The sequence below is a fragment of the Frankia tisae genome, assembly GCF_025403405.1.
GTDB lineage: Bacteria > Actinomycetota > Actinomycetes > Frankiales > Frankiaceae > Frankia > Frankia tisai.
Map to the genome: position 1 here is coordinate 1 of NZ_JANEZT010000214.1, position 11,510 is coordinate 11,510.

Here is an 11,510-nt window from a genome sequence, read left to right on the forward strand (position 1 = left end):
CCCCCACACCGACCGGCATCGCCCACCCGTGGGCCGTGCCCCCGGCCGTCGACGCGCCGGCGACAGCGACAGCGCTGGCCCCCGCATCCGCCCCCGACCGGTCGGGGGCCATGCCGGCCCACGCCGGCAGGCCCCTTCCACGATCGCAGGCCCTGCCGGCCACCCCCGTCACCGACCCGATAGGCGAGTGGAGCCTGGAGATCATCGATGACTACGCGCACCACCCGACCGAGATCCGGCTGACGCTCGCCGCGGCCCGCGCCCGGGCGCACGGCCGGGCGGTGTGGGCCGTGCTCCAACCGCACACCTACAGCCGGTTCGCCGCGCTACTCGACGGCTTCGCCACCGCCTTCGCCGACGCCGACCGGGTGTACGTCACCGACATCTACGCTGCCCGGGAGACCGATGACCTCGGCCGGCACCCGATGGATCTGGTCACGCGGCTGGCCGGGCCCGCGGCCGTCGGTTACGTGCCCTGGCCGGAGCTGGTCGACCGGCTCGCCGCGGACGTCCGCGACGCGCTGGACAGCCCCGTCCCCGCCCAGGCCGGCGGCGTCCTGCTGCTCACCCTGGGCGCCGGTACGATCACGACGGTCGGGCCGCGGCTGCTGGCGGCGCTGCGCGAGGAGATGCCGCGCTGACGCCGACGCGGCGCCACCGGCGTGATCCTCCCGGCCGTGACGCTGCGTCGATGGTTGACTGCCGCAACACGTCCACCGCCGGCATGGCCGGCGGCGACCGGTGAGGATCAGGTGGATGTCAGACATGCAGGACCCGCGCAGCCCCGGCTTCGACATCCGAGCGGTCAACCAGACCGTGATCGCCGAATACCGGGCGACCGGCGGAGCACTGGAGAAGACGCTGCCCGGCTCCCGGCTCGTCCTGCTGACGACGACCGGGCGGCGCAGCGGGCAGGAACACACCACGCCGCTCGGTTACGTCACCGACGGTGCCTCCGACGCCGCGGCGGGCGAGAACCAGGCCGGCGGCGAGCACCAGCCCGACGGGACTGCGCAGACCGGCGGGAACGGGCAGGCCGGCGGGAACGGGCAGGCCGGCCGGCACGGTCGCATCATCGTGTTCGCGTCCAACATGGCCGCCCCAGGGCATCCGGACTGGTATCGGAACCTCACGGCCAACCCCAAGGTCACCGTGGAGCTCGGTACCGGCCGGTTCGCCGCGCAGGCGTCTACCGCCACCGGGGCAGAGCGGGAGCGGCTCTACCAGGCACTGGTGGAGACCATGCCGGGTATCCGCGGCCACCAGGAACAGGTCGAGCGCGAGATCCCGGTGGTCGTCCTGGCCGCCCTGGACTGACGCTCCCCCGCCGCCATCCACGGGATGCGCCGGGAGTGGGCGCCTGGAGTGGGCGCCGATATTGCTGGAGGTTGTTGACCTGTGCGGGGCCCGCAATCGTCAACAACCTCCAGCAATCGCGCGCAGTCGCGCCCGCGCGGAGCCAGCCCTCCGGCAACACCCGGCCAGCTGGCACGCGTTCAGTTGTGATCAGGGGGAAGCGGTGCGGTGCGGTGCGCGCGATCCGCAGGACCCAGACCGCGCACAACGCACCGCAACCAACCCCACGCTGGTTGCGGGTGGGCCTCCGCGAGGGGCGAGCCGTCAGGAGGCGGCGTGGCGGGGCCTCTTATGACGCCGGGTCGCTGCCGCATCGCGGACCATCGCGACGATCGCCGCGGCGGCCTGGGGGTAGCCGGTGCCCGCACAGGCCGCCGACATCTTCGCCAGCCGCTCCGGCGAGGTGAGCACCGGCAGCACGTTCGCCAGCAGCCAGTCCTCGTCGAGGTCGGCGTCGTCGACGAGGAGGCCGCCACCGGCCTCCACCGTCGGCAGGGCGTTGCGGCGCTGCTCGCCGTTGCCGTGTGGGAGCGGCACGTAGGCCGCCGGCAGGCCCACCGCGGCGAGCTCGGCGCAGGTCATCGCGCCGGAGCGGCACAGCGTCATGTCGGCGGCGGCGTACGCGGACCCGATGTCGTCCAGGTAGGGAAGCAGCTCGTAGGGGGCTGGCAGGCCGCGGGGCAGCGCCGCCGCGACCTCGTCGAAGTTCTTCGGCCCGGCCGCGTGCAGCACCTGGACGCCCGCGCTGGCCAGCGACTGCGCCGCCGCGGTCATGACCTCGTTCAGGCTGCGGGCCCCCTGGGAGCCGCCGAAGACGAGCAGGGTCGGGCGATGCGGGTCAAGCCCGTAGCGGGCCCGCGCGGCGCGGCTGGCCGCCGGTGAACGGTCGAGGGTGAGGATCTGCGCGCGCAGCGGGATCCCGGTGAGGGTCGCACCGCGCAGCGGGGTACTCGGGTACGAGGTGGCGACGAAGGAGGTGAACCGGGCGCCGAGCCGGTTGGCCATCCCGGGCAGCGGGTTCGCCTCGTGGACCACGATCGGGATGCCGCGGCGCCGGGCGGCGAGATACGCCGGCACCGACACGTAGCCACCGAAGCCGACGACGACGTCCGCCCGGACCCGGTCCAGGGTCGCGCCCGCCTGGCGCACCGCGTCGAACAGGCGGACGGGCAGCTTCAGCAGCGCGGGCGTGGGCCGACGCGGCATCGGCACCTTCGGCACCGTCGCCAACTCGTAGCCGCGGGCCGGCACCAGGCGCGCCTCCAGGCCGGTAGCCGTGCCCAGCAGGGTGAGCTGGGTACGCGGCTCGGCGGCGCGCAGGGCGTCCGCCACGGCGAGCGCGGGTTCGACATGGCCGGCTGTCCCGCCGCCGGCGAGCACTACGCTTCGCAACACCGGTCAAGACGATGACACATCGGGGCGGCCCGCGGACCGCCCGGTCCCGGTCACTCGCCCACCGGTGCCGGATGCTATGTCGGGGCCGTCGGCGGGCACGAGCTCCAGGTCGGGTCGCCGGGCACGGCGGCCGGGCAGCCGCGGCCGCCGGCGCGCCCCGGCGCGCTCGGCCCGTGCCACCCGGCGTTCCTCGGCCCGTCGGGCCAGGTACTTCACCGCCGCGGGCTCCGAGCGGGCGAAGGAGAGCAGCATCCCGAGGGCGGCGAGGGTGGGCAGCAGCGCGGACCCGCCGAAGGACACCAGCGGCAGGGTGACGCCGGTGATCGGCAGCAGGCCGACGACCGCCCCCATGTTCACCACCGCCTGCACGATGATCCACGCGGTGACCCCGGCGGCGGCCAGCCGGACGAACAGGTCGTCGGAGCGGTGGGCGATGCGCAGGCCCGCGTAACCGAGCACGCCGAACAGCCCGACCACCACGAGGCTGCCGACCAGGCCCAGCTCTTCGCCGATGATCGCGAGAATGAAGTCGGTGTGCACCGCGGGCAGCACCTCCGGCCACTTTGCCCGGGAAGCGCCGAGCCCGTCCCCCCACCAACCCCCCGTGGACAGCGCGTAGATGCCCTGGACGGCCTGGAAACCGTCACCGCTGGCGTCGGCGAAGGGGTCGGTGAACGACAGCAGCCGCCGGATCCGGTAGGGCTCGACGACGGCGAGCACCGACGCCGCGAGGATCATCGAACCGAGCACGGCGCCGTAGAAGCGCTTCGGGGTGCCGATCACCCACAGGATGGTCAGCGGGACGACCGTCACGCAGATCGCGCCGCCGAGATCCGGTTCGAGCAGCATCAGCAGGTCGATGAACAGGAACATCGGGACCAGCGGGACGAACAGGTGCTTCGGGTCGGCCAGCAGCCGCCGCTTGCGCACCAGCAGGTCCGAGCACCACAGCACCAGCGCGATCTTCGCCAGCTCGCTGGGTTGGATGGTGATCGGGCCGACGACGATCCACTGCCGGGCCCCGCCCCGCACGCTGCCGATGCCGGGGACGAGCACGGCCATGAGCAGGAACACGGTGCCGGCCAGCAACGGGTAGGCGAACGCCCGGAACGCCCGCACCGGCAACCGGCTGGCCGCGACGACGATCGGCAGGCCGATGCCCACCCAGATCGCCTGCCGGATGAACAGCGTGTACGCCGAGCCGAACAGGGCGTAGGAGCGCACGCTCGACGCCGAGAGCACCATGACCAGCCCGAGCAGCAGCAGCAGGCCGGCCGAGGACAGCAGCAGGTAGTAGGAGGCGAGCGGCCGGTCGAGCAGCGGCACCCGCAGCTCGGCGGTCTCGCGGTCCACCGGGTCGTCGTCACCGGAGCGGGCGGCCACCGGCCGCACCGGCAATCCTGAGGAGGGCGATACCGGCCTCGAACCAGCCACGGCTACCCCTCTCGTGCGCGCACCGCCTCGGCGAACAGGTCTCCGCGGGCCGCGTAGTCGCGGAACATGTCCATCGAGGCCGCGGCCGGCGCGAGCAGCACCGTGTCGCCGGCGCGCGCGAGCGCCGCCGCGGCCTTCACCGCATCGTCCATGCCGGCGGCCCGTTCGACGGGGACATCGGGGGCGTGTCGGGCGAGCGCGACGCCTATCTCCTCGGCGCAGCGGCCAATGAGGACCGCGCCGCGCAGCACGTCGCGGGCGTCGCGGACGAGGTCGTCGAAGTCGAGACCCTTGTTCAGGCCGCCGGCGATCCACACGACCGAGGGGTAGCCCGCCAGGGAGGCCGCGGCGGCGTGCGGGTTGGTCGCCTTGCTGTCGTCCACCCAGCGGACGCCGTCGATCACGGCGACCTCGGCGTTGCGGTGGGCACCGGCGCGGAAGTCCGCGAGCGCGGCGCCGATCGCCGCCGGGTCCACGCCCTCGGCGCGGGCCAGCGCCGCCGCGGCGAGCGCGTTGGAGATCAGGTGGGGGCCCACGACCCGCAGGTCACGCAGGGCGACGAGCCGGCCGCCACCGAAGGCGTGGTCGACGAGGTGACCGTCGACCACGGTCAGTCCCGGGGCGGGTCGGGCCCCCGGGTCCCGCCCGAACAGCACCCGGCGGCCTGGCGCCCCCGCGAGCAGCCGGGTGCTCGCGGCGTCGTCGGCGTTGCCGATGGCGATCGTCGCGGGATCGCGCCAGATCCGCGCCTTGGCCTCGGCGTAGGCGTCCGCGCCGCCGTGCCAGTCGAGATGGTCCGGGGCGACGTTGAGCACGGCCGCGGCCAGCGGTGCCGCGGTGAGGGTGTAGTGCAGCTGGAAGCTGGACAGTTCGACGGCGAGCGTGTCGTAGGGCGGCTCGGCGGCCACGGCCTCGACGATCGGCGTGCCGATGTTGCCGGCGGTGGTCGCGTGCCGGCCCCCCGCGGCGAGCATCGCCCCGAGCATCTCGGTGGTCGTGGTCTTGCCGTTCGTGCCGGTCACGGCGAGCCAGCGGGTGGCGCCGCGCCAGCGCCAGGCGAGCTCGACCTCTCCCCACACCGGCACCCCCGCCCGCGCCGATCCGGTGATCAGCGGCGCGGTCGGCGGGACGCCCGGCGAGGTCACGACGAGCCCCGCCCCGCCGGGGCCCGCCGGCAGCCCGCCGAGCTCCACCGTCGCGCCGAGCACCCGCAGGTCGGCGGCGGCCGCGCGGTGCCGATCGGAGTCGCCGGCGTCGACGACCCGCACCCGGGCGCCGCGGCCGAGCAGCGCCCGGGCCGCGGCGCCGGCCGCCTGCGTGGAACCCATGGGGCTAATTACCTCCGTGGGAGAGGAACTCGGCGTAGAACAGGCCGAGCCCGAAGGCCACCGCGAGGCCGGAGACGATCCAGAACCGGATGATGACCGTCGTTTCGGGCCATTCGGCGAGTTCGAAGTGGTGGTGGATCGGCGCCATGTTGAACACACGTTTCTTCGTCGCCTTGAAGAACGCCACCTGGATCAGGACGGACAGGGTCTCGATGACGAACAGGCCACCGAGGACGACGAGCAGCAGCTCGGTCCGGCTGACGATGGCGATGCTGGCGAAGGCGCCGCCGAGCGCGAGCGAGCCGGTGTCCCCCATGAAGATCTTCGCCGGGCTGGCGTTCCACCACAGGAAGCCGAAGCAGGCGCCCATCGCCGCCGCCGCGACCAGCGCCACGTCCAGCGGGTCGCGCACCGCGTAGCAGCCCGCCGGGGAGTCCCCCGGCTCGCACAGGTTGCCGAACTGCCAGAACGAGATGACCACGTAGGCGCCGAACACCATCGCCGACGTGCCGGCGGCGAGGCCGTCGAGGCCGTCGGTGAGGTTCACCGCGTTCGACGTCGCCGCGATGATGATCCAGGCCAGCAGCGGGAAGGCGACGATACCGACCGACAGGGACGTGTCGCGCACGATCGAGATGTACGTCGACCCCGGCAGCAGCCCGGCATGGTTTTTGAACCGGACAGCGAGCAGGCCGAACGCGAGCGCGACCGCGGCCTGGCCGGCGAACTTCATCCGGGCGGTGAGCCCGAGGCTGCGCTGCTTACGGATCTTGATCCAGTCGTCGAGGAAGCCCACGACGCCGAGCCCGGTCATCACCAGCAACACGAGCAGGCCCGAGGCGGTGAAGCCGATCCCGGTGACCAGGTGAGCAAGGAAGTAACCGACCAGCGTCGCCACGATGATCACCGTGCCGCCCATGGTGGGCGTGCCGCGCTTGGTCAGGTGGCTCGACGGGCCGTCCTCGCGGATCTCCTGCCCGTAGCCCCGCCGGCGGAACAGCCGGATCACCCAGGGGGTGCCGAGCAACGACACGACCAACGCGACCATGGCCGCGATAAGAACGCCTCTCACGCGGGTGTCACCCGCGCGTGTTCGCTTGGGTACACCCAGCGGTCCGTACTCATGCCCCCTCGATCCCGGCGCCGACCACGCCGAACCTTGTCACCACGTCCTCGGCGACGCGCTCCAGGCCGTAGGACCGGCTGGCCTTGACCAGCACGACGTCGTCCGGCCGGGCGAGCGCGACCACCGTCGCCACCGCCTCGTCCACATCCGCCACCCACACCGACTCGCCGTCCCAGGAGCCCTCCAGCGACGCCGCGAGATGAATCCGCCGGGCCGCCGGCCCCACCGCGATCACCTGGTCGATCCCGAGCCGGACGGCGAGCCGGCCGAGCGCGTCGTGCGCGTCGTCGGCGGCGTCGCCGAGCTCCCCCATCCCGCCGAGCACCGCGATCGCCCGGGCCGCCCCGCGCATGTCGACCAGCGTCACCAGGGCCGCCCGCATCGACTCGGGGTTGGCGTTGTAGGCGTCGTTGACGACGACGACCCCGGCGGCGGTCCGGGTGACCTCCATCCGCCAGCGGCTGCGCGCCCGCGCCGCCCCGAGCGCCGCCGCGGTGCGGGCGGGGCTCAGCCCGAGGCGCAGGGCGACGGCCGCCGCCGCGAGCGCGTTGGGCACCTGGTGCGCGCCGACGAGGCCGAGGGTGACCCGGTGGCGCTCGCCGCCGGCGAGCAGGTCGAACGAGGCATGCCCCAGCTGGCCGACGCCGACGCCGACGCCGCGCACATCGGCCCCGGCACTCTCGCCGAAGGTGACGACCTCGCCGCGCGCCCGCGGCGCCATCTCCGCCACCAGCGGATCGTCGGCGTTGAGGATGACGGCGTCGCGGGCGGCCTCGGCGAGCTCACCCTTGGCCGCGGCGATCCCGCGCCGGCCGTCGGCGTACTCGCCGACGTGCGCGCTGCCGACGTTGAGCACCGCCCCGACGGACGGGCGGGCCACCGCGCACAGGGTGGCGATGTGCCCGAGGCCGCGCGCGCCCATCTCCAGCACGACGAACGCGGTGTCCACCTCGGTGCGCAGCAGGGTCAGCGGCAGGCCGATCTCGTTGTTGAACGACCCGGGCGCGGCCACCGTCGGGCCGAGCTCGGCCAGCAGGTCGGCGAGCAGATCCTTGGTCGTGGTCTTGCCCGCCGAGCCGGTGACGGCGACAACGGTGGCGCGGGCCAGACCGCGCACGTGCGCGGCGAGGGCGGCCAGCGCGGCCGACGGATCGGCGACGACGACCGCCGGCACGCCGACTGCCCGGGCGGCGAGCACCGCCGGCGCGCCCGCGGCCACCGCCGCGGCGGCGAAGTCGTGCCCGTCGGAGCGGGCGCCGACCAGGGCGACGAACAACGTGCCGACGCCGACCTGGCGGGAGTCCACGGCAACCCCGCGGACCACGGCGGCCGGGTCGTCGACCGCGTCGAGGCGCCCGCCGGTCGCCGCGGCGACCTCGGCGAGGGTCAGCGGGATCATCCGCGCGCCGCCGCGTCCAGCGCCGCCCGCAGTACCACCCGGTCATCGAACGGGGTCACCACCCCGGCCTGCTCCTGCCCGGACTCGTGCCCCTTGCCGGCGACGACGACGGCGTCCTGCGGGCCGGCGGCGGCGACGGCCGCGGCGATCGCGGCGGCCCGGTCCGGTTCGACCCGAACCCGGCCCGCCGCGCGCGCGGCGGCCGGCACCCCGGCGAGCATCGCGGCGAGGATGTCCGCCGGATCCTCCGAACGCGGATTGTCGTTGGTGAGGATCGCAAGGTCGGCGAGCGTGACGGCGGCGGCGCCCATGAGCGGGCGCTTGCCACGGTCACGGTCGCCGCCGCAGCCGAGCACGACGATGATCCTGCCCTTCACCAGGGGACGAACGGCCGCCAGCAGCGTCGAGACCGCGTCCGGGGTGTGCGCGAAGTCGACCAGGGCGAGGAACGGCTGGCCGGCGTCGACCCGCTCCATCCGACCTGGCACGCCGGGCAGCGAGCCGATCCCGGCGGCCGCGGCGGCCGGGTCGACCCCGACCGCGACGAGCAGCGCCAGCGCACCCAGCGCGTTGGCGATGTTGAAAACACCGGGCAACGGGACGGACAGTTCCACCCGCTCGCCGCCCGGCCCGGCGGCCAGTAGCTCGCTGCCACCGGGGCCGGCGGTGACGGCACGGGCCGTCCAGTCGGCGGGGCCGTCGACGGCGAAGGTGACCGCGTCCGGGCGCCGGCGTGCCAGCCGCCGGCCCCAGTCGTCGCCCACCCCGATCACCGCGGCGGCCGCCCGGCCGGGCGCGAACAGCGACGCCTTCGCCTCGAAGTAGTCCTCCATCGTGGGATGGAAGTCCAGATGGTCCTGGCTGAGGTTGGTGAACAGCGCCCCGGCGTAGTGCAGCGCGTCCGCCCGGTGCTGGGCCAGCGCGTGGCTCGAGACCTCCATGGTGGCCGCGCCCACACCCCGTTCGACCATGGCCGCCAGCAGCGCCTGCAGGTCGCTGGCCTCCGGGGTGGTGTGGGCGCTGGCGAGGCGCTCCCCGGCGATGCGGGTCTCCACCGTGCCGATCAGCCCGGTGGTGTGGCCCGCCGCGCGCAGCCCGGCGTCGAGGAGGAACGCGGTCGTCGTCTTCCCGTTGGTTCCCGTGACGCCGAGCAGGCGCAGCGCCGCCGACGGCTCGCCGTAGACGCGGGCCGCCACCGGGGCGAGGTCGCGGCGCGGGTCGGCGCTGACGAGCACCGGCAGCGCGGCCGCCGGGCCGCCCCCGGCGGCGATCCGCCGCGCGCCCTCGGCGTCGGTGAGCACCGCCACCGCGCCACCGGCGATCGCGGCGGCGGCGAAGTCGGCGCCGTGCACGTGCGCGCCGGGCAGCGCCGCGTACAGGTCGCCGGGCCGGACCTGGCGGGAGTCGTGGGTGACGCCGCGCACCGCCGCGTCCGGGCCGGAGCCGGCCGGCGGCGCGCCGGCGGGTGACCCGCCGGGCGCCGGTGGGAGCGCCGCGGCCGTGAGCACCGCGCGCAGATCAGCCAGGCCGCACGCGGTCGGGGCGGCCGGTCGGGGTGCCGGTGGGGTCACGCTGACGACCTTAGTGGGAGCAAGCGCGGCCATCGGCAGGGGCGCCCGGGCACGGCGGTGGTCCATTGCGCCGGCGGACGGGTCCGAACTACTTGTCCAGGTCGAGCAGGAGCGGCGACGGCTTCGTCGTCGGTTGCGGCACGCCGAGGGTGGTCAGGGCGAAGCTCATCACGCCCTGGAACACCGGCGCGGCGACCTGGCCGCCGAAGTACCCCTTCTTCGGGTTGTCCAGGACGACCTCGACGACGACCTTCGGGTCGTCGGCCGGGGCGAAGCCGATAAACGACGAGACGTAGCCGTCGTAGCCGCCGTGCACCGGGTCAGCCCGGTTCGCGGTGCCGGTCTTGCCGGCCACCCGGTAGCCCGGGACCTCGGCGAGCGGCGCGGTGCCCTCGTTCGTCGCGACCGCCTCCAGCATCCGGCCAAGCGTTGACGCGGTCTGCGCACTGATCACCCGCTGGCCGGGAAGATGCGGGGTGACCTGGACGGTTCCGTCCGGACCGGTGATGGCGTCGACGAGCCGGGGGGGAACCCGCACCCCGCCGTTGGCGACGGTGGCGTAGACCGACGCCATCTGCAGTGCCGTCGCCGACATACCCTGACCGTAGGAGATGGTCGCGGCCTGGCTGCCCGACCAGTCCTTCGCGGGCGGCAGCAGGCCGGTGCCCTCGCCGGGGAAGTGCAGCCCCGTCTTCGCGCCGAGGCCGAAGGCCCGCAGCGCCTGCTCCAGCGCCGGGCGCCCGACCCGTTCGGCGATCTCCACGGTGCCGATGTTGCTGGAGCGGGCCAGGACCCCGGCGGTCGTCAGATGCTCGACGCCATGCTCCTCGGCGTCCTTGATGCGCACTCCGCCGCGGATGATGGACGGCGGGATGGTCAGCGGCGTCTCCGAGGTGATGAGCCCGCGGTCGAGTGCGGCGGCCATCGTGATGATCTTGTTGACGCTGCCGGGCTCGTAGGCGTCCCGGGTGGAGCGGTTGCCCAACGCCGCGTTGTCCGCCGCGGTGATGTTGCGCGGGTCGAACTCGGGCGCGTCGGCCATCGCGAGGATGTCCCCGGTGCGGGGGTCCATCACCACGACCGTGCCGCCGTCGGCCTCGGACGAGCGCACCGCGCCGGCGATGGCCTGCTGGGCATTCCACTGGATGTCGCGGTCGAGGGTGAGCCGCAGCGCCGAGCCGGGGACAGGGTCGCGCTGCCGGCTCTGGCTGGAGGGAATCTCGATGCCCTCCGGGTTGGCTTCCAGCCGGCGCAGCCCGTCGGTGCCCCGCAGCACCTTGTCGTACGCCAGTTCCAGCCCGCCGGCGCCCTCCAGCACGTCCCCGTCGCCGCGCCGCATGAACCCGACGACGTTGGCGGCCAGCGGGCCGGCCGGGTAGGTGCGGCCGCGTTCCTCGGTGATGCCGATGCCGTGCAGCTGCAGCGCGCTGACCTTCTTCGCGACGTCGGGGGTCAGGCCCCGGGCGAGGTAGACGAACTTGATGTGCCTGGTCGGGTCCGTCAGCCGCGTCGTCAGCTCGGCGACGCTGTCGTCGAGCACGGGGGCGAGCTTGCGGGCGGTCGCGCCGACATCCTTGACGTTCGTCGGGTTCGCGTAGACCGCGCGCAGCTCGACGTGCTGGGCGAGGGTGTGGCCGGACCGGTCGGTGATCGCACCGCGCACCGCGGGCAGCACGATCGTGCGCAGCCGTTCCGCCTCGGCCTGCGCCGCGTAGGTCGACGCGGAGAAGCCCTGGAGCTGGGTCAGGCGCAGCGCGAGGACGCCGAGCAGCACGCACATGAACACGATCGTCACCCGAAGCCGCCGCCGCGGGCTGCCCAGCCGGTAGTTGCGCCGGACCGGCGGTCGCGGTGGCCGGCGACCGCCGCCGGCACGCCCGCCGCCCCGAGCGGCCCGCCCC

Annotated in this window: 9 protein-coding genes; 2 read left to right on the plus strand and 7 right to left on the minus strand. The window is 74.5% G+C overall.

All coding sequences use genetic code 11. The annotated features are described in order from the left end of the window. Together NBZ85_RS19535 and NBZ85_RS19540 are read left to right on the plus strand one after the other, a co-directional pair. The coding region (locus NBZ85_RS19535; protein WP_308205194.1) for a glutamate ligase domain-containing protein at nt 1-641 on the plus strand (641 nt) is incomplete at its 5' end. A 115-nt stretch (nt 642-756) separates the two neighbouring features. Beyond that, nucleotides 757-1,317 (plus strand): nitroreductase/quinone reductase family protein, encoded by a 561-nt coding sequence (locus NBZ85_RS19540; protein ID WP_261557478.1) that lies wholly within the window; start codon nt 757-759, stop codon nt 1,315-1,317. A gap of 303 nt (nt 1,318-1,620) precedes the next feature. Here the strand turns inward: NBZ85_RS19540 and murG are convergent, their stop codons facing one another. From murG to NBZ85_RS19575, 7 genes are all read right to left on the minus strand, one after another. Continuing rightward, entirely contained in the window at nt 1,621-2,751 is a 1,131-nt protein-coding gene (gene murG / locus NBZ85_RS19545; protein WP_261557477.1) for an undecaprenyldiphospho-muramoylpentapeptide beta-N-acetylglucosaminyltransferase, read from the minus strand. A 3-nt stretch (nt 2,752-2,754) separates the two neighbouring features. After that, on the minus strand, nt 2,755-4,185 hold the full coding sequence (ftsW, locus tag NBZ85_RS19550) for a putative lipid II flippase FtsW (RefSeq protein WP_372517746.1): 1,431 nt from the start codon (nt 4,183-4,185) through the stop codon (nt 2,755-2,757). Nucleotides 4,186-4,187: 2 nt separating this feature from the next. After that, nucleotides 4,188-5,513, minus strand: coding sequence for a UDP-N-acetylmuramoyl-L-alanine--D-glutamate ligase (gene murD / locus NBZ85_RS19555; protein ID WP_261562366.1), 1,326 nt, complete (start codon nt 5,511-5,513; stop codon nt 4,188-4,190). A 4-nt stretch (nt 5,514-5,517) separates the two neighbouring features. Next, complete coding sequence (gene mraY / locus NBZ85_RS19560; protein ID WP_261557475.1) at nt 5,518-6,585, minus strand: phospho-N-acetylmuramoyl-pentapeptide-transferase; 1,068 nt, start codon at nt 6,583-6,585, stop codon at nt 5,518-5,520. 49 nt (nt 6,586-6,634) lie between these two features. Then, nucleotides 6,635-8,038, minus strand: a complete 1,404-nt coding sequence (locus NBZ85_RS19565) for a UDP-N-acetylmuramoyl-tripeptide--D-alanyl-D-alanine ligase (protein WP_261562367.1) — start codon at nt 8,036-8,038, stop codon at nt 6,635-6,637. Continuing rightward, nucleotides 8,035-9,609 carry a UDP-N-acetylmuramoyl-L-alanyl-D-glutamate--2,6-diaminopimelate ligase gene (locus NBZ85_RS19570; RefSeq protein ID WP_438803096.1) on the minus strand — a complete coding sequence of 525 codons (1,575 nt, stop codon included), beginning with the start codon at nt 9,607-9,609 and terminating at the stop codon, nt 8,035-8,037. Before NBZ85_RS19570 ends, NBZ85_RS19565 begins: the two co-directional genes overlap by 4 nt. Nucleotides 9,610-9,697: 88 nt before the next feature. After that, nucleotides 9,698-11,510: peptidoglycan D,D-transpeptidase FtsI family protein (locus tag NBZ85_RS19575; RefSeq protein WP_261562369.1), on the minus strand; the 1,813-nt coding region annotated here is incomplete at its 5' end.